The sequence below is a fragment of the Vibrio sp. 10N.222.47.A9 genome, from assembly GCF_963872585.1.
Taxonomy (GTDB): Bacteria; Pseudomonadota; Gammaproteobacteria; order Enterobacterales; family Vibrionaceae; genus Vibrio; species Vibrio splendidus.
Window position 1 is genome coordinate 126,896 of the sequence record NZ_CAWNBB010000022.1, and the last position, 18,518, is coordinate 145,413.

The following is an 18,518-nucleotide window of genomic DNA, read 5'->3' on the forward strand; positions in this document are numbered from 1 at the left end:
AACTTTGGTATAACTTATCCTTAGATATTAAAACGGGTTCTCAAAGCTCGTTGTTAAACTTGCCTGTTAAAACTATTTACTAAAGAACAGAACCAATTGTTCGGCGCGCAGCTTACACAAGGAAGAAACATGCCATTGCCTTCTCAACTCACCACGCATTCCCAGTCTGCTTTTGAGCAATTATTAGAGCATCAAAGTGAAGCCATCAATGCTTGGCCAGAGCCAATGATTGAAGATCTTAAACGTGTACTCGGTTTAAGTTGTTTCGTTGCTGATTGCTTACAGCGTGATACGGTTTTATCCAACTCCTTACCTGATATGCTGGCATGTGAAGAGCGTGCTGAAGGGTATCGTCAGCGATTAGTCGAGTTACTTTCAAGTTGCGCCGATGAAATGAGTGGCCAGCGTGTGCTGCGTCAATTCCGTAATCGAGAAATGACCTACATTGCTTGGCGTGATTTTTTGGGTGCGTGGGAGCTAAAGCAGAGCTTAAGCCATCTATCGATGTTGGCAGAGGCGATGATCTTCGAGACCTATCAGTGGCAGTACGATATTTGCTGTAAAGAGTGGGGCACACCTTGTAATGATCTGGGTGAAGCGCAGCCGATGTTGATCATCGGTATGGGCAAGCTTGGTGGCGGTGAGCTTAATTTCTCTTCTGATATCGATCTGATTTTTACTTACCCTGAGAATGGTGAAACACAAGGTGCACGACGAAGTATCGCCAACGCCCAATTTTTCACGCGTTTAGGGCAACGGATTATCAAGGCGCTTGATCAGCAAACCTTTGATGGATTCTGTTATCGAGTAGACATGCGTTTGCGTCCATTCGGTGAGAGTGGTCCACTGGTCATGAGTTACGCTGCGCTAGAAGATTACTATCAAGAACAAGGCCGAGATTGGGAACGCTACGCGATGGTTAAGGCGCGAGTGATGGGTAGTGAAATGTATCCTGAATATCAAGAGCTTCGCCAGATGTTGCGCCCGTTTGTGTTTCGTCGTTATATCGATTTCAGTGCGATCCAATCTCTGCGTCGAATGAAGTCGATGATCAGCAGTGAAGTTCGCCGTCGTGGCCTCTCTAATAACATCAAGCTTGGTTCTGGTGGTATTCGTGAAGTTGAATTTATTGCGCAAGTTTTTCAATTGATTCGTGGCGGGCGCGAGCCTAGCCTGCGTGGTCGAGGGTTACTAGAAACGTTAAGTGCTATTGAGTCTCTCAATTTATTAGAGACCAAAGAAGTCGGTCATTTACGTGAGGCCTACCTGTTTTTACGTCGCCTTGAAAACCTATTGCAAGCGATGTCTGACAAGCAAACTCAAACCTTACCAGATGGTGAGTTCGAGCAACTGCAGCTCGCTGTCGCAATGCAATTTGCTGATTGGGATAGTTTGATTACGGCAACTCGTGTTCATATGGCGAATGTACATACTGTTTTCGAAGATCTGATTGGTGTCGATGAAGATGACGCCAATCCAATCGCGAGTCACTTTAGTGAACTGTGGGATATGGCCCATAAACAAGACGTGATTGAGCAGGTTCTTGAGCATGACATCGCGATTGCTAACCCGCTGGAAGCGGCGAAAACCATTATCCAATTTAAAGCGGATTTAGCGAAGAAAACTCTTGGCCCACGTGGACGGGAGGTTTTAAATCGCTTGATGCCTAAAGTGTTCCAAGCGTTGTACACCGCCAAGGATGCAGAGTTTGGTTTATCTCGAGTGTTGCACCTTCTCCATAAAATAGTCACGCGCACCACTTACCTTGAGCTATTGGATGAACACCCAGCCGCGTTAACTCAGTTAGTTCGTTTATGTACTGCGAGCCCGATGATTTCGGAGCAGCTTGGCCGTTATCCTATTCTATTAGATGAACTTATTGACCCTCAGCAACTCTATAATCCAGTACCTTTAGAGTCTTACAAGACTGAGCTACGAGATTACCTAGCTCGTATTCCTGAAGATGATATGGAGCAACAGATGGAAGGTCTGCGTCAGTTTAAGCAGACTTGTATCTTGAGGATTGCTGCCGCGGATATTGCAGGTGCTCTGCCTGTCATGAAGGTCAGTGATCACCTGACCTATTTAGCCGAAGCGATTGTTGAGGCGGGTATTAACCAAGCTTGGTTACAAGTATCGGCCAAGTTTGGTGAACCGACTCATGTCAAAGATCGTGAAGGTCGTGGTTTTGCGGTTGTCGGCTATGGAAAGGTCGGCGGTTGGGAGTTGGGGTATAACTCAGACCTTGATATTGTCTTCATGCACGACTGTCCGGTACACATCTATACTGATGGTAAGAAAGAGATTGATGGACGCCAGTTTTATCTAAGATTGGCACAGCGCATCATCCATATTTTCTCGACCAGAACCGCTTCTGGTATTTTGTATGAGGTCGATACTCGTCTGCGCCCTTCAGGTGCCTCTGGTCTGTTGGTTAGCCCAACCGATGCGTTTGATGAGTATCAGCACAATGACGCATGGACGTGGGAGCACCAAGCCTTGACTCGCGCTCGCATGATTTACGGCGATGACTTATTGGCTTCGGCATTCAACAAAACTCGCCATGAGGTCCTGTGCTTGGCTCGTGATGAGGCAACACTCAAAAAGTCGGTTGTGGATATGCGTGAAAAAATGCGCGGTCATTTAGGCGGTAAGAAAGCCGATCGATTCATGTTGAAACAAGATGCGGGCGGTATTACTGATATTGAGTTCTTGGCGCAATACTTAGTGCTGAGATACAGCAACGAAAAACCTAAGCTCACCCGTTGGTGTGACAATGTACGAATCTTTGAAAGCCTGTTGTCACAGGGGATTATGGACGAGCAGCAAGGCATGGCATTAACCAACGTCTATACGACGTTAAGAGATGAAATCCATCACCGTAATCTACTCAACCTTGATGCGGATGTGGCGATTGAGAAGTTTGAGATGGAAAGAGAACATGTTGTTCAAGCATGGAAGCAATGGATGGAAGCTTAACCAAGTCATAACGTAGTGACTGATGTGTCTATCTTGATCGGCTTTTACTCATTTATCTATAGTTTAGCCACTGTAATCAGTGTGCTAGACTCTAGCCAGATTCGATTTTTGGAGATCCATAATGAAACCAATTCTACCTGACTACAGCCAATCAGGCGTTCTTGTTGTCGGTGACGTAATGCTTGACCGTTACTGGTATGGCCCAACTGGCCGTATTTCACCAGAAGCACCTGTACCCGTTGTGAAAGTAGAAAATAACGAAGAGCGTCCTGGTGGTGCTGCCAACGTAGCAATGAATATTGCCTCTCTTGGTGGGCATGCTCATATCGTTGGTTTGACTGGAAAAGATGAGCCTGCTGAGGTGTTAAAAAACACCCTAGGTGCACTAAAAGTTAAATGTGATTTCGTTGAGTTAGAAGACTATCCAACTATTACTAAATTGCGAGTGATGAGCCGAGGACAACAGCTAATCCGCCTTGATTTTGAAGACAAATTTGAGAACACGGATCCCGAGCTTGTTTTGTCTCGCATGGAGCAAGCGCTTCCTAATGTACGTTCGGTAATCCTATCTGATTACGCAAAAGGTGCCTTGGAGCATGTGCAAAGTTTTATTCAAAAAGCACGTGCGGCAAAGGTTCCGGTATTCATTGACCCGAAAGGCGCAGACTTTGAACGTTACCGTGGTGCGACTTTGCTTACGCCAAATATGGCTGAGTTTGAGCTGGTTGCGGGCAAAGTAAAATCTGAAGAAGAAATGATCGAAAAAGGACTCGCGTTAATCGAAGAGTTTGATTTCGAGGCTTTGTTGGTAACGCGCAGCGAACATGGTATGACTTTGCTTCGCAAAGGTTTGGAGCCATTCCACTTGCCGACTCAAGCGAAAGAAGTGTATGACGTGACAGGTGCGGGCGATACGGTTATCTCGGTACTCGCGGCTTCTGTTGCTGCTGGTAAGCCATTAGATGAAGCGTGTGCATTAGCGAACGCTGCTGCAGGTGTGGTAGTTGGCAAACTTGGTACATCGACGTTGTCTACGATTGAGTTAGCGGAAGCGATTCATGGTAGCCAAGACACTGACTACGGCGTGATCTCTGAAGCGGCACTGGTTGAAGCGGTGAAACGTGCTCGTGCGAAAGGCGAGAAAGTAGTTATGACCAATGGTTGCTTTGATATTCTGCATGCCGGCCATGTTTCTTACATGAACCACGCGGCTGAGCTGGGTGATCGTTTGATCGTTGCAGTGAATACTGATGAATCAGTCAAACGTTTGAAAGGTCCAGGTCGCCCTGTGAACCCAACTGATCGTCGTATGGCGGTATTGGCTGGCTTAGGCGCGGTTGATTGGGTGGTTCCGTTTTCTGAAGATACACCTCAACGTTTGATCTCTGAGGTTCTACCTAGCATTCTAGTGAAAGGTGGTGATTACAAACCTGAAGAGATTGCTGGTGGTGAAGAAGTGATTGCGGCTGGTGGTGAAGTGAAAGTACTTAACTTTGAAGATGGTTGCTCTACGACTGAAATCATTAAAGCGATTAAAGGTGGTCGAGGCTAACTCTTAGCCTTCTCGTTTTCTAGTCTCAAGGCTTAACCTTTGAGTTAGATTGAGAATTAGCTTTCAATAGATAATAAAAATGCCGCTCAATGAGCGGCATTTTTGTAACGGTAACTGAGTAATTAAGAATTACTTACTTGCTACTTTTAGACCAGCGTTTACATCAACAATGTCTTGTTCGCTTAGCGTACCGACGGCTTGACGAAGCTGAAGTACACTTAGGATGTAGTTGTAACGAGCATCTGAAAGGTTTTTGTTCGCATCGTATAGACGACGAGTTGAGTCTAGTACGTCAACGATAGTACGAGTACCGACATCAAAACCTGCTTCTGTTGCTTCTAGAGCTGACTGAGCAGAAACAACAGACTGTTCGTAAGCACGTAGAGCGCCGATCGAAGCTGTGATGTTGTTGTTGAATGCACGTACGTCTTTTACAACGCTACGGTAAGTTGCTTCTAGATCTTCACTTGCAGCAACGTAGTTGTATTCTGCCTGTTTAGTCAAAGAAGTCGTGTTACCACCTGTATATAGAGGCACAACTAAGTTCAAACCTAGGTTTAGGTTGTCTTGGTCGTAATCATTTGAGCTGTTTGATTGATCTGCAAGAGAGTAGCTACCATCTAACGTTAAGCTTGGTAGGTGACCAGAACTTGCTAGTGTGATGTTGTCTTTTGCTACATCTTGAGAAATACGAGATGCTAAAAGGCTCAGGTTCTTTTGCTCTGCTTGCTCAACCAGTGCAGCAGCAGATTCAGAAGATTTGCTTGCTGAGAAACGATCAGTGTCTAGGATGCTTAGGTTAGAGTGTTCCTGACCTGTAATCTCACGTAGACCTTCGTAGTTATTAATCAGAGTGTTCTCAGCTAAAACTTCATCAGCTAAAACGCCATCGTACTGAGCTTGTGCATCATGTACATCGGTGATTGCTGAAAGACCGACTTCAAAGCGTTGTTTCGTTTGCTCTAGTTGACGAGCAACCGCTGCTTTTTCTGCACGAACGAACTCTAGGTTATCTTGAGCACGAAGTACTTCAAAGTACGCTGTCGCAACGCGCAGGATAAGAGCTTGTTGCTCTGCCGCGTACGCTGAATCAGATTGACGAGCAGTTTTCTCTGCCGTGTCTAGCGTGATCCATGAAGAGCGTTGGTAGAGCTCTTGAGAAAAGTAAATCCCAGCTCCCCATTGGTTATTGTCATTGTTTTTATCGCTTAAATCACCACGGTTGATATCGTAGTTAGCTCTTAAATCAATTTGTGGTAGCAAATCACTACGGCTTGACGTTACTGCTTCAAAAGCGGCATCGCGCTGCGCTGCGGAACGAAGAAGTTGTGGATCGTTCTGTTTTGCTTGGTCGTAAACTTCAGCTAGCGTATCAGCAAAAGCTGACGAACTCAGGCTGCCGATTGCTGCACTGATAAATAGTGGAAGCAGTTTTTTCATTTTCCTATTCCTGCCTTTAATGGAATTTTCTTCAAAAGAGTTTAACCCAGTTTGGTGGTAATTTACTCGAAACTTTGCACTTTTTTACAGTTAACTGTCCACTTGTGCAATATTTATTTTTTAAAACTTAACTTTAATTATAAACTTTATATAAAAAGTTGAACCTTATCCTTGGTAGTTAACTCGGACAATGAGTAAACTATAAAGATCACTTAGTGAGGTACCAAATGCAACAGTATGACAATCAACGACATGAGTTTACTCCGCAAGATGTGGAAATAGTCTCAAAAGAGACGCTGTTTCGTGGTTTTTTCAAAATGGTTAAGTACACATTTAAACATAGACTGTTTGAGGGCGGCTGGAGCCAACCAATAGAACGAGAGATGTTTGAGCGTGGACATGCTGCCGCTTTGTTACCTTATGATCCTGTGCGTGACGAAGTAGTGATCGTCGAGCAGATTCGTGTCGGTGCTCTAGAGCATGAGAACCCATGGCAATACGAAATTGTTGCTGGGATCATTGATACCGATGAATCACCGCAAGATGTCGCTCGTCGTGAAGCAATGGAAGAAGCTGGAGTCGAAGTCGGATCTGTATTGCCGATTACTTCGTATTACCCTTCATCTGGCGGTTGCTCAGAAAAGCTCGATGTCTTTGTTGGCTGTGTTGATGCAACGACAGCCAAAGGGGTACACGGATTGGACTACGAAGGTGAAGATATTCGTGTGCAAGTGATGAGTCGTGAAGCGGCTTATCAGTTGGTAAAAGACGGTGTGTTTGAAAATGGCGCCACGATCATTGCGCTACAGTGGCTACAATTGAACTACCAAGAATTACAGTCAGAGTGGATAGATTAACGTCATGCCAAATATAGCAGTCAAAAAACCGTATCATGTTGATCTTGCTGAATTGATGCGAGTTTACGAGACTAACTATGCCAAACTTAACGCTCTGTTACCGGTTGGGCATGAGGTTGGTGACGTTCGCTGTTACCAAGCCGTTAATATGGTGTATCAATTGACAGTGAATGAGGTCACAAAATACACCACTTTAATAGATATATGTCAGAGTGACGCGATGCCAGTGTTTCCTTTGCCAAAAATGTCTGTCAGGCTATATCACGACGCTCGAGTTGCAGAAGTGTGCGCTAGCGGGGATTTTTCGCGAGTCAAAGCGAAATATGACTACCCCAACACTAAGCTTTTGCAAAAGGACGAGAAATTTCAATTGAATAAATTTCTTGGGGAATGGTTAACGTTTTGTTTAAAAACGGGTATCAGCCGAACCCCAATTACCTTTTAATTGAGCCTATTTAACAACACTTTTAAAGTCTAAACAGTAACGTATCTGGATTTGTTATTTTGGAATTATCACACACTTCAAAATTTGATGAGAGCACTATTAAGCTTGTGCAGCTAACGGACACGCATTTATTTGCGCCGAGCAATGGCAGCTTATTAAGCATCAACACTCAAGATAGCTTTCGTGCTGTAGTCGATGGCATTGTTAGTCAGGGCTTTGACTATCAAGCGATTCTAGCAACTGGTGATATCTCTCAAGATCACAGTGCTGAGTCGTACCAGAAATTTGAGTCAGGGATAAAGCCTTTGGAAAAGCCATGTTACTGGCTACCCGGGAATCATGACTTCAAGCCTAATATGGGCAGTGTTTTACCATCACCACAAATACAGTGTGTTGAGCATGTCTTGCTTGGCGATGACTGGCAGATGGTTATGCTGGACTCGCAAGTGGTGGGTGTACCTCACGGGCGCCTTAGTGATCAACAACTTGATCTACTAGAACAAAAGCTGACTGAATTCCCTGATCGTAACACCTTGGTTTTGCTGCACCACCACCCTTTACTGGTCGGTAGTGCGTGGCTTGATCAACATAACCTGAAAGATGCTGAGCAGTTTTGGGATGTGGTTCAACAGCACACCAATGTGAAAGCGATACTTTGTGGTCACGTTCATCAAGATATGAATCGCAATCATCATGGTGTACAAGTCATGGCAACCCCATCGACTTGTGTTCAATTCAAACCAAACTCGAACGACTTTGCGGTTGATACTTTATCTCCAGGCTGGCGAGAGATTGAATTGCACCAAGATGGTTCGGTAACTACGCAGGTTCGCCGCTTGCCTAATGGGCAGTTCTCGCCAGACTTTGATGCAGGTGGTTACTAATATGCCGGACTTTAATCAGCAAGCCGCTAAGCCATCGCTGCTTCTCTATATTCACGGTTTTAACAGTTCATCACGTTCTCACAAAGCGAATGTGATGGCAGATTACTGTGCGGAGCATCGCGCTGATATTAAAGTCGTAACGCCTCAACTACCGAGCTTCCCTCAGCAAGCAGCTCTGCATTTACAGCAGCTGGTGGAGCAATATAAAGATCAATATCAGATCGCGTTAGTCGGTAGTTCCTTGGGGGGCTATCTTTCAACATGGTTAAATAGTCATTATGGTTTCAAGGCGGTGGTTGTAAATCCAGCCGTGAAGCCGTATGAGCTTCTTGCTGATTATTTAGGTGAGCAAGTAAACCCATACACAGATGAACGATATGTGCTGGAAACAAAGCATATCGATGAACTGAAGGCGTTAGAGGTTCCGGCTATCGCTAAGCCGAGTGACTTCTGGTTACTTCAGCAAACGGAAGACGAAGTTCTGGATTACCGACAAGCGGTAGAGAAGTACCAAGGTGCGACACAGACAGTAGAAGAGGGCGGGGATCATAGCTTTGTTGATTTTGAACGTTACCCACAACAAATCGTCACTTTTCTAAACCTCTAATCTGTTTCATCAACAGAGTGATTTTCTCTTGTTTGCCTGTTATTTCATCTATCAATGGTGAAATATCATAGTTTGATGTCTTAGTTTTTGAACTAGCTTGACATCATTACTCAGCTTCCAGACTATATTCCCCAATACTTCGCTCGTTCGCTCTACTATGAAGGTTCATAGTAATGATTCTGCTTTAGTGAAACTAGAGCCAGCGAACAGACGCAAACTTTTTGAGTAAACTCCGTATTATGACTGAACAATATAATGCAAAAGACCTCGAGGTACTTGAAGGTCTCGATCCCGTGCGACACCGCCCGGGAATGTATACAGAGACAGAAAGACCAAACCACCTTGCCCAAGAAGTCATTGATAACTCGGTCGATGAAGCACTAGCGGGACACGCTAAGAAAATTAAAGTTGTGCTTCATGCTGACCAATCGTTAGAAGTTACCGATGACGGCCGTGGTATGCCGGTTGATATCCACCCTGAAAAAGGCATCTCGGGTGTTGAGCTGATTTTAACTAAGCTCCACTCAGGCGGTAAATTTTCAAACAACAACTATAAGTTTTCAGGTGGTTTGCACGGGGTAGGTATCTCGGTGGTAAACGCGCTGTCAAAACGTGTTGAAGTAACGGTTCGTCGTGACGGTCAGGTACATGAAATCGCCCTTGAGGGTGGTCATGCCGTAACCGACCTTACGGTTACGGGAACTTGTGGTCATCGCAATACCGGTACTACCGTGCATTTCTGGCCAGATCCAAAGTACTTCGATAGCTCTAAGTTCTCTGTTTTACGCCTTATTAATAACCTGCGAGCTAAAGCCGTACTTTGCCCGGGTTTAGAAATCACCTTTATCGACAAGGTTGGCGGTGAAGAACATAAATGGTTCTATGAAGACGGTCTAAAAGACTACCTTGCCGAAGGCGTGAAAGGTTACACCTTACTGCCTGAAGAACCTTATGTTGGCGAATTCGTTGCTGAAACGGAAATGGCGAACTGGGCGATCATTTGGCAGCCAGAAGGCGGTGATATGATCACCGAAAGTTACGTGAACTTAGTACCAACTAAGCAAGGTGGTACACACGTAAACGGTCTTCGACAGGGTCTGCTTGATGCAATGCGTGAGTTCTGTGAATTCCGTAATCTTCTCCCTCGTGGCGTTAAGTTGACGGGTGATGACATCTTTGACCGTTGTTCTTACGTTCTATCGGTGAAGATGCAAGATCCACAATTTGCGGGTCAAACCAAAGAGCGCTTATCTTCTCGTCAAACTGCTGCGTTTGTTTCTGGTGTAGTGAAGGATGCTTTCAGCTTGTGGCTGAATGAAAAGCCTCAACTAGCAGAATTACTTGCAGAAGCTTGTATTGCTAACGCACATCGTCGTATGCGCGCAAGCAAAAAGGTTGTACGTAAAAAGATTGCTTCTGGTCCAGCACTGCCGGGTAAGCTAACCGACTGTTCGGTTCAAGATTTAAGCCGTACCGAAATCTTCTTCGTGGAAGGGGACTCGGCGGGTGGTTCTGCTAAACAAGCACGTGATCGTGAGTTCCAAGCGGTTATGCCACTTCGCGGTAAGATCCTAAATACGTGGGAAGTGTCAGCAGACCAAGTACTGGCTTCACAAGAAGTACATGATATTTCAGTTGCTCTGGGTATCGACCCAGATAACGATGATTTGTCAGGCCTGCGTTACGGTAAGATCTGTATCCTTGCCGATGCGGACTCGGATGGTCTTCATATCGCGACACTGTTATGTGCACTATTTACTCGTCATTTCCATGCTTTGGTTGAAGCGGGTCATATCTATGTGGCAATGCCTCCTCTGTATCGTATCGATTGCGGTAAAGAAGTGTTCTACGCACTCGATGACTCAGAGAAAGATGGTGTGCTTGAGCGACTATCGCAGAAGAAAGCCAAAATCAACGTGCAACGATTTAAAGGTCTGGGTGAAATGAACCCACTTCAGTTACGTGAAACCACTATGGATCCAAATACTCGTCGTCTTGTCCAATTAACGATTGATGACAACGACGCGACCAACGAGATGATGGACATGCTGCTTGGTAAGAAACGTGCAGATGATCGCCGTACATGGCTACAGACTAACGGTGATATGGCCGAGGTATAATGGATGTCTAACGAAATTACATATGATGGCGTTGAACAGTTGCCAATGCGCAAGTTCACCGAAGATGCCTACTTAAATTACTCAATGTACGTGATCATGGATCGTGCATTGCCGTATATCGGTGATGGCTTGAAGCCAGTACAGCGTCGTATTATCTATGCGATGTCTGAGCTGGGCCTATCCGCTGCATCGAAATATAAAAAATCAGCACGTACCGTTGGTGACGTATTAGGTAAGTATCACCCACACGGTGACTCTGCTTGTTACGAAGCGATGGTACTGATGGCGCAACCCTTCTCTTACCGCTACCCATTGGTGGATGGTCAAGGTAACTGGGGTGCACCGGATGACCCGAAATCGTTCGCTGCGATGCGTTATACCGAAGCAAAACTGTCAAAGTTTGCGGAAGTTCTGCTCGGTGAATTAGGTCAGGGAACCGTTGATTGGCAACCCAACTTTGATGGCACGATGAAAGAGCCTCAGATGTTGCCTGCACGCCTTCCTCATATCTTGCTTAACGGCATTACAGGTATTGCGGTTGGTATGGCGACCGACATCCCGCCTCACAATGTCCGTGAAGTGGCGAACGCGGCGATTCATTTGATTGATACGCCGAAAGCTGAACTTCCAGATGTGATGGGTTTCATTCAAGGCCCAGATTACCCGACAGAAGCTGAAATTATTTCGCCGAAGTCGGACATCGAAAAGATCTACCGTACAGGCCGTGGCAGTATCAAGATGCGCGCGGTATGGCACAAGGAAGGCTCTGATATCGTTATCACGTCTTTACCTCATCAAGTGTCAGGTGCGAAGTTACTTGAGCAAATCGCTAACCAGATGCGAGCTAAGAAGCTGCCTATGGTTGACGATCTGCGTGATGAATCAGATCACGAGAATCCAACGCGTATCGTCGTGGTTCCTCGTTCAAACCGCATCGACTGTGACCAACTGATGAGTCACTTATTCGCGTCGACGGATTTAGAGAAAAACTTCCGCGTTAACTTGAACATGATTGGTTTAGATAACCGTCCTCAAGTTAAAGGCTTAGTTCAAATCCTGAAAGAGTGGATTGAGTTCCGTCGTACGACCGTTCGTCGTCGTTTACAGTACCGTTTAGATAAAGTACTGGCTCGTTTGCACATCTTAGAAGGCTTACTCGCTGCTTACCTCAATATCGATGAAGTGATTGAGATCATTCGAACAGAAGACGAGCCGTGTCCTGTTTTGATGAACCGTTTCAACATTTCTGAAATTCAAGCTAATGCTATTCTTGATATTAAACTTCGTAACTTAGCTAAGTTAGAAGAATTTAAAATTCGAGCTGAGCAAGAAGAGCTTGAAGCTGAACGTGAAAAGCTTGAAAAGCTACTCGGTTCAGAGCGTCGCTTGAATACCCTGATCAAAAAAGAAATCCAAGCAGATGCAGATAAATACGGCGATGATCGTCGCTCACCGTTGATTGAGCGTGCTGAAGCGAAAGCGCTAACAGAACGTGACTTAGTACCAAGCGAACCAATTACGGTTGTGTTGTCTGAGAAAGGTTGGATTCGTCATGCTAAAGGGCATGAAGTTGACGCTGAAGGCTTGAACTACAAATCAGGTGATAAATTCTTAGCAAGCACTAAGGGTAAGAGTAACCAACAAGCGGTGTTCCTCGGCAGTGATGGCCGAAGCTACTCCCTTGAATCTCACTCACTGCCATCGGCACGAAGCCAAGGTGAGCCAATTACAGGCCGCTTGAACGTCAGCCCTGGTACTTCTATTCGCCAAGTGGTGATGGGAGAGAATGAACAGCTGTGGTTAGTCGGTTCTGATGCGGGTTATGGTTTTGTTTGTAAAGGTAGCGATCTGCTGTCTAAGAACAAGAGCGGTAAAGCGCTGGTTAACTTGCCACAAGCTTCTGAAGTGATGTTGCCAAGCCCGATTGCTGACTTGGATACTAACCAGATTCTGGCGATTACTAACCAAGGTCGTATGTTGTTGTTCCCGATTAAAGACCTACCTCAGTTGAGCAAAGGTAAGGGTAACAAGATCATCAACATTCCTTCTGCGAAAGCAAAAGAGCGTGAAGAGTTTGTCTCGCATCTAATGGCTATCCCAGAGAATGCGACTCTGACAATCTATGCGGGTAAACGCAAACTTGGCTTGAAACCTGCGGATCTTGAAAATTTCCGTGGTGAACGTGGTCGTCGTGGTGGTTTACTACCTAGAGGACTACAACGAGTGACGCGCATTGATATCGATGAACCTAGCGACGCTTAGCTATGACACGCTTAGCTATGACACGCTTAGCTATGACACTTAGCTATGACGCTTAGTTATATAGTCAGTTTTAATTGAGTTTATAATTCGCTTTGATTGATAAAAGAAAACCCAGCTTAAGAGCTGGGTTTTTTGTGTCTGGAAGTTTAACAGTGTGGGGTCGCTAACTTCATGTTAGCAATCAACATACGTATATAGGCTACAGGCGTGTATCTTCAGCGATAGTCACCTTGAGGGTCTTGTTTTCACCTTTGCGTAATACACCAACATCAATGACAGTACCTGGGCGCAGGTCAGTAACAATGTCCATTACGCTCTGTCGTCCGCTAATCTGGGTATTATTGATGCTGACAATAATATCTTGTGCTTCAAAGCCTGCATCAGCCGCAGGGCCGTTAGGGTCTATCCCTAGTACCACAATACCGCCGATATTCTTATTGCCGAGTAAGCGTGACGTCACCGAGTTGATGTCTTGTCCGTCTATGCCAATATAACCACGAATCACACGACCATCAGCGATGATTTTTTGCATGATTTTATTCGCTAATGGGTAGGGGATAGCAAATGAAATCCCGTAGGTTTCCATGTCGGTAGCTTGTTGGAAAGACGCGGTATTGATACCGACTAACTCACCTTGTGAATTGACAAGTGCACCACCGGAATTACCTTCATTGATTGCCGCATCGGTCTGGATAAAGGCTTGATGACCATCTGCACTGATTGAAGAGCGACCTGTTGCCGAGATAATACCAAAGGTTGTGGTTTGACCTAGGTTATACGGGTTACCGATAGCGAGAACCACATCTCCGACATTTGCAGTGTAATCTTGGTTCAGTGGAATCACTGGTAAGTTGTCACCGCTGACTCTGAGTATCGCGATATCGGTGCGCTTGTCTGAACCGACAAGCTGTGCGGCGGCTACTCGTCCGTCTTGAAGTGCCACAACTATTTGGTCGGCTTGAGCAACAACGTGAAAGTTGGTAATAATGTAGCCTTTTTCGCTAACAATGACTCCTGAACCCAAACCTTGAGTCAGTAGCTTATTGCGATCGCTTTCTGCGTATTTACGACTATAAATATTGACCACAGCGGGTGCAGCACGTCGCACCGCTTGGTTAAATGAGATTTGAAGAGAGCCAATATTATCGACTTGAGGACTAGTGACATCTGAAACTATAGCTGGCCTTAAGCTCGGAAATGCGAGAAGAATAAGTGCCGCTGAAACGAGTCCAAGGGAAATAGAACGAAATAGAAAGGACAGCATGTTTCCCTCTTCAACAAGTAAGGTATGGAGCATCCGTCAATGGATGACTGACTTGATTACGAGTGAAGCATAGCATTTTGATTGATCTAAAGAAAAGGGAGACTGAGTAAGTTTAAAGCAAACTTACTGAGCCTCCCTGTAATTGCGCTGACGTATGACTATCGAATAACTAGATAGATAGTCCTGTCGCCTCTTTGGATATTAAGCGCCAACACGCCAGGTTGTTTTTCAAGAATCTTTCTAAATTCAGCTAGGTTCTTAACGGGTTGGCGGTTTACCCCGATGATGATGTCATCTTTAAGAAGTTGATAGGCTTCTGCTGGCGAACCTTGAGCGACACTTGATACCTTGACGCCTGTCGTTGAGTCGCTGTCGGTTGTGTTGGTGAGCTCTGCACCGGCAAGTCCTTCATGGAGCTTTTCAGCTTGTGTCTTACTATTGGTGGATTCACCCAGAGTCACATCAAAGGTCATATTCTTTCCGTCACGAACGACACCAAGTTCGATCTGTTTGCCTGCGCCGAGGGTTGCGACTTTGGCTCTTAACTCGCTAAAAGTATCAATACGCTTACCATTAATAGAGACAATAACATCGCCCGCTTTCAGTCCGGCTTTGTCCGCAGCACTGTCGGGTACAATTTGGCTAACAAAAGCACCTTTGCTGGATTCATAACCAAGCGCTTCCGCCAATTCAGAGGTGACCTCTCCGCCTTGAACACCCAGCATGCCGCGTTTTACTTCACCGAAATCGAGAATTTGTTCTGTCAGGTTTTTCATCATATTGGATGGGATTGCAAAGCCGATACCGACATTGCCTCCGTTAGGGCCAAGGATAGCCGTGTTGATACCAATCAGCTCACCGTTGAGATTCACTAACGCACCTCCAGAGTTACCACTGTTGATAGCGGCATCGGTTTGAATGAAGTTTTCAAAGTTCTCTAGATTTAGGCCGCTACGACCGAGTGCAGAAACGATCCCGGATGTCACGGTTTGACCGAGTCCAAATGGGTTGCCGATAGCGACACTGAAATCACCGACTCTTAACTTGTCGGAGTCTGCGACTTTTATCTGGGTAAGGTTCTTGGCTGTTTCGAGTTTTAATAGCGCGATATCCGACATCTGGTCGCCGCCGATGAGCTCGGCATCGTACTCTCGACCATCATGAAGTTTTACTTTGATATCGTCGGCACCATTGATGACATGGTAATTGGTGACAATATGGCCTTTCTTGGCATCAATGATCACACCAGAACCTAGCCCGCGGAATGGGCGTTCTCGTGTTTGTTCTGGACCAAAAAAGAATTGAAATTGTTCAGGGATTTGCTGACGTTGTACCTGTTTGCCTTCTACGGCAATACTAACCACAGCGGGGGTCACTTGTTCAAGCATAGGTGCAAGGCTTGGTAATTGTTCATTACCCACACTTAATGGCAGTGCGGCCGTTGCTTGAATGGGGGTGATGATTGAACTTAAGCTTAAAGTCAGTACTGATAAAGCAAGCAAAGGTTTTTTCATCATAAACTCCTCTCTAGTTTAGGTCTTAACCCTCTTATACGTTTAATAAGTATGAGAAGTTTCAAATGACCTGAGTGAAAGTTATGACTCAAAAACCTTTGTAAAGTTCACAGAAGTGTTAAATGTTTACGATGCTTTTGCGGTTACAACATCGGGAGCATCCATGATTTCTTTCTTCTGCTCTGTAAATAAACCGGTTGCGCCATTAGCGTAATCTTTCGGTTGTTCTTCAAGTGTCGCCTCTTTAACTGAAGGCTTGTCTTGTGGTTTATCCGAATGGGCTGCGGCTGTTTTCACAAATGGATTATCTTGCTCTGGCAGATTAGGGATCAGCTCTGAGCTTGTTTTTTCCATGTGTTGGTACAGTTTTGTGTAGTCCTTACCTAAGGTGTCCAACATTTCTGCTGATTTCGCAAAGTGGTCAGCTAGCTCTTGTCGCTGCTGTTCAAGGGCAAACTTTGCGCTATCTAATTCTTTCTGTACGTTCTTTTGTTTTTTGTATTCAGGTGTCATGAGACGAGAAATAGCGACCCCTAAAATAACTCCGACTAGTAAACCGGCAACGGCATACATCCAAGGCATAACAGCTCCTTATTATTGTTTTTTAACATGTTTGTTACTGCTTAGTTACACGTGATACGGCTCCATGGTACTATGAGAAAGCCGCAGTATAAAGAGAAATGCGTGTGCGCTAGTTAGCAGTTTGATGCTGCATTATTCACCGCATAGCGACATATCTCGTACTGTTTGGGCTCATTTTTATTTGCTGTCTGATATTGCTTTCATTGTGGAAATGTCGTCATGAATCCCATTAAAAAATACGAACAAGATATAAAAGAACATGGATTTCAAAGAGATCCAGCACAAGAGCAAGCCGTTAAATCTTTAGATGAACTCTTTCATCAATTCCAAGATTACATGAATACGCCTATTCCTCAACTGACTCGATTCCAGAAATTAATGGGCAAAAAGCCAGAACTGCCAGAGCCACCAAAAGGCCTCTATTTTTGGGGTGGTGTCGGGCGCGGTAAAACGTACTTAATGGATACGTTCTACGATGCCTTACCGACCACAAAAAAAATGCGTGTTCACTTTCACCGCTTTATGTATCGAGTCCATGATGAGCTAAGGGCGCTAGGTAATGTTAGCGACCCGTTGCCTTTAGTCGCAGATAAGTTGAAAGAAGAAGCGGATATTATCTGTTTTGATGAATTCTTTGTTTCAGACATCACGGATGCCATGATCTTAGGAACTTTGTTCCAAGAGTTATTCGCTCGCAACGTTATCTTAGTCGCGACCTCTAATATTCCACCTGCGGATTTGTATCGTAACGGGTTGCAGCGAGCTCGCTTCTTACCCGCGATTAAGCTTATTCAAGGCAATTGCCATATTCTTAATGTCGATAGCGGAATCGATTATCGCCTTCGTACGTTAGAGCAGGCTGAGATCTATCATTACCCGCTGGATAGCCAAGCGAGCATCAACCTCGAAACATATTACGCGCAGCTCGTTGGTGAAGATAAAGAGAAACTCAAACAGATTGAGGTCAATCACCGTCAACTGGATGTAGTCGAAGCAAGCGATGGTGTATTACATGGCACGTTTGCTCAGCTTTGTCAGTCGGCTCGCAGCCAGAATGACTATATTGAACTGTCTAGGGTTTATCACACGGTTCTGCTGGCTGATGTGTTGCAAATGGGCGCGACTTCAGATGACGCAGCAAGACGCTTTATTGCGTTAGTTGATGAGTTCTATGAGCGTAACGTGAAGTTGATTATCTCAGCGGAAGTGGAGCTAGAAAAGCTATATGCCCATGGTCAGTTAGAATTTGAGTTTAAACGTTGTCAGTCGCGTTTAATCGAAATGCAGAGCCATGAATATTTGGCAAAAGAACACTTAAGTTAGCTTTGATTATCTCGAATAAGAAAGAGAATTAAAAAAATCGTGATTTTGTTCAAAAAGAGGTGATTTTTTCTTCGCTCTTCTCTATAATCCTGCGACCTACCGTTACTGCGGGCCTCTAGCGATGAGTAAAATCACGTTATGCCAAGAGTTTTCCAACACTCGAAGGGGTGATGATGGTAACTCTTAGACAGTGGGAATACGCGAGTATTCCTTAAGTGTAAATTTTTTAAATAGGTAATTATTAGCATGAAAACTTTCGTTGCTAAACCAGAAACTGTAAAACGCGACTGGTATGTTGTAGACGCTGAAGGCAAAACTCTTGGCCGTCTAGCAAGTGAAATCGCTTCTCGCCTACGCGGCAAGCACAAAGCAGAATACACTCCTCACGTAGACACTGGTGATTACATCATCGTTGTTAACGCTGAGAAAGTAGCTGTGACTGGTAACAAAGCTAAGGGTAAGGTTTACTACCGTCACTCTGAGTTCCCAGGTGGTCTTAAGACTATCACTTTTGAAAAGCTAATTGCTAAGAAACCAGAAATGGTTCTTGAACTAGCAGTTAAAGGTATGCTTCCACGTGGTCCTCTAGGCCGCGCGATGTACCGTAAGCTTAAAGTATACGCTGGTACTGAGCACAACCATGTTGCTCAACAACCACAAGTACTAGACATCTAATTGGGGATTAAGAC

General features: G+C 45.0%; 14 protein-coding genes. 10 read left to right on the forward strand and 4 right to left on the reverse strand.

Annotation, left to right across the window (positions count from 1 at the left end):
* Positions 1-129 precede the first annotated feature (129 nt).
* Both glnE and hldE read left to right on the forward strand, forming a co-directional pair.
* The gene (gene glnE, locus AACT19_RS05670) at positions 130-2,979 is read left to right on the forward strand and encodes a bifunctional [glutamate--ammonia ligase]-adenylyl-L-tyrosine phosphorylase/[glutamate--ammonia-ligase] adenylyltransferase (RefSeq protein WP_076645684.1); all 2,850 of its coding nucleotides are present in this window, start codon (positions 130-132) and stop codon (positions 2,977-2,979) included.
* Between the two features lie 121 nt (positions 2,980-3,100).
* Positions 3,101-4,531 carry a bifunctional D-glycero-beta-D-manno-heptose-7-phosphate kinase/D-glycero-beta-D-manno-heptose 1-phosphate adenylyltransferase HldE gene (gene hldE / locus AACT19_RS05675; protein WP_017087492.1) on the forward strand — a complete coding sequence of 477 codons (1,431 nt, stop codon included), beginning with the start codon at positions 3,101-3,103 and terminating at the stop codon, positions 4,529-4,531.
* A gap of 129 nt (positions 4,532-4,660) precedes the next feature.
* Here the strand turns inward: hldE and tolC are convergent, their stop codons facing one another.
* Positions 4,661-5,971, reverse strand: a complete 1,311-nt coding sequence (gene tolC, locus AACT19_RS05680; RefSeq protein WP_017067235.1) for an outer membrane channel protein TolC — start codon at positions 5,969-5,971, stop codon at positions 4,661-4,663.
* Positions 5,972-6,198: 227 nt separating this feature from the next.
* On the opposite strand from tolC, the gene nudF reads away from it, so the two are divergent.
* From nudF to parC, 6 genes are all read left to right on the forward strand, one after another.
* The gene (gene nudF, locus AACT19_RS05685; protein ID WP_017061425.1) at positions 6,199-6,828 is read left to right on the forward strand and encodes an ADP-ribose diphosphatase; all 630 of its coding nucleotides are present in this window, start codon (positions 6,199-6,201) and stop codon (positions 6,826-6,828) included.
* Positions 6,829-6,832: 4 nt separating this feature from the next.
* Complete coding sequence (locus AACT19_RS05690) at positions 6,833-7,273, forward strand: DUF1249 family protein (protein WP_004736016.1); 441 nt, start codon at positions 6,833-6,835, stop codon at positions 7,271-7,273.
* Between the two features lie 59 nt (positions 7,274-7,332).
* Positions 7,333-8,157 (forward strand): 3',5'-cyclic-AMP phosphodiesterase, encoded by an 825-nt coding sequence (gene cpdA / locus AACT19_RS05695; RefSeq protein WP_076645686.1) that lies wholly within the window; start codon positions 7,333-7,335, stop codon positions 8,155-8,157.
* A gap of 1 nt (position 8,158) precedes the next feature.
* The gene (gene yqiA, locus AACT19_RS05700; protein ID WP_017087495.1) at positions 8,159-8,764 is read left to right on the forward strand and encodes an esterase YqiA; all 606 of its coding nucleotides are present in this window, start codon (positions 8,159-8,161) and stop codon (positions 8,762-8,764) included.
* Positions 8,765-9,003: 239 nt separating this feature from the next.
* Entirely contained in the window at positions 9,004-10,884 is a 1,881-nt protein-coding gene (parE, locus tag AACT19_RS05705) for a DNA topoisomerase IV subunit B (RefSeq protein ID WP_017077669.1), read from the forward strand.
* A gap of 3 nt (positions 10,885-10,887) precedes the next feature.
* Positions 10,888-13,146 (forward strand): DNA topoisomerase IV subunit A, encoded by a 2,259-nt coding sequence (parC, locus tag AACT19_RS05710; RefSeq protein ID WP_017080241.1) that lies wholly within the window; start codon positions 10,888-10,890, stop codon positions 13,144-13,146.
* Between the two features lie 199 nt (positions 13,147-13,345).
* On the opposite strand, the gene degS is transcribed toward parC, so the two are convergent.
* The 3 genes from degS to zapG form a co-directional block, all read right to left on the reverse strand.
* The gene (gene degS, locus AACT19_RS05715; protein WP_004736004.1) at positions 13,346-14,410 is read right to left on the reverse strand and encodes an outer membrane-stress sensor serine endopeptidase DegS; all 1,065 of its coding nucleotides are present in this window, start codon (positions 14,408-14,410) and stop codon (positions 13,346-13,348) included.
* A 158-nt stretch (positions 14,411-14,568) separates the two neighbouring features.
* Complete coding sequence (locus tag AACT19_RS05720) at positions 14,569-15,924, reverse strand: Do family serine endopeptidase (protein ID WP_004736003.1); 1,356 nt, start codon at positions 15,922-15,924, stop codon at positions 14,569-14,571.
* A 126-nt stretch (positions 15,925-16,050) separates the two neighbouring features.
* Complete coding sequence (gene zapG / locus AACT19_RS05725; RefSeq protein WP_004736002.1) at positions 16,051-16,506, reverse strand: Z-ring associated protein ZapG; 456 nt, start codon at positions 16,504-16,506, stop codon at positions 16,051-16,053.
* A gap of 219 nt (positions 16,507-16,725) precedes the next feature.
* On the opposite strand from zapG, the gene zapE reads away from it, so the two are divergent.
* Together zapE and rplM are read left to right on the forward strand one after the other, a co-directional pair.
* Complete coding sequence (gene zapE / locus AACT19_RS05730; RefSeq protein ID WP_076645688.1) at positions 16,726-17,829, forward strand: cell division protein ZapE; 1,104 nt, start codon at positions 16,726-16,728, stop codon at positions 17,827-17,829.
* A 246-nt stretch (positions 17,830-18,075) separates the two neighbouring features.
* On the forward strand, positions 18,076-18,504 hold the full coding sequence (gene rplM / locus AACT19_RS05735; protein ID WP_010434689.1) for a 50S ribosomal protein L13: 429 nt from the start codon (positions 18,076-18,078) through the stop codon (positions 18,502-18,504).
* Positions 18,505-18,518 lie beyond the last annotated feature (14 nt).

Bases quoted from the DNA above. Each gene is read 5' to 3' on its own strand.
- parC (WP_017080241.1), top strand. From the start codon at position 10,888: ATGTCTAACGAAATTACATATGATGGCGTTGAACAGTTGCCAATGCGC.
- nudF (WP_017061425.1), top strand. From the start codon at position 6,199: ATGCAACAGTATGACAATCAACGACATGAGTTTACTCCGCAAGATGTG.
- yqiA (WP_017087495.1), top strand. From the start codon at position 8,159: ATGCCGGACTTTAATCAGCAAGCCGCTAAGCCATCGCTGCTTCTCTAT.
- glnE (WP_076645684.1), top strand. From the start codon at position 130: ATGCCATTGCCTTCTCAACTCACCACGCATTCCCAGTCTGCTTTTGAG.
- rplM (WP_010434689.1), top strand. From the start codon at position 18,076: ATGAAAACTTTCGTTGCTAAACCAGAAACTGTAAAACGCGACTGGTAT.
- AACT19_RS05720 (WP_004736003.1), bottom strand. From the start codon at position 15,924: ATGAAAAAACCTTTGCTTGCTTTATCAGTACTGACTTTAAGCTTAAGT.
- tolC (WP_017067235.1), bottom strand. From the start codon at position 5,971: ATGAAAAAACTGCTTCCACTATTTATCAGTGCAGCAATCGGCAGCCTG.
- zapG (WP_004736002.1), bottom strand. From the start codon at position 16,506: ATGCCTTGGATGTATGCCGTTGCCGGTTTACTAGTCGGAGTTATTTTA.
- hldE (WP_017087492.1), top strand. From the start codon at position 3,101: ATGAAACCAATTCTACCTGACTACAGCCAATCAGGCGTTCTTGTTGTC.
- degS (WP_004736004.1), bottom strand. From the start codon at position 14,410: ATGCTGTCCTTTCTATTTCGTTCTATTTCCCTTGGACTCGTTTCAGCG.
- zapE (WP_076645688.1), top strand. From the start codon at position 16,726: ATGAATCCCATTAAAAAATACGAACAAGATATAAAAGAACATGGATTT.
- AACT19_RS05690 (WP_004736016.1), top strand. From the start codon at position 6,833: ATGCCAAATATAGCAGTCAAAAAACCGTATCATGTTGATCTTGCTGAA.
- parE (WP_017077669.1), top strand. From the start codon at position 9,004: ATGACTGAACAATATAATGCAAAAGACCTCGAGGTACTTGAAGGTCTC.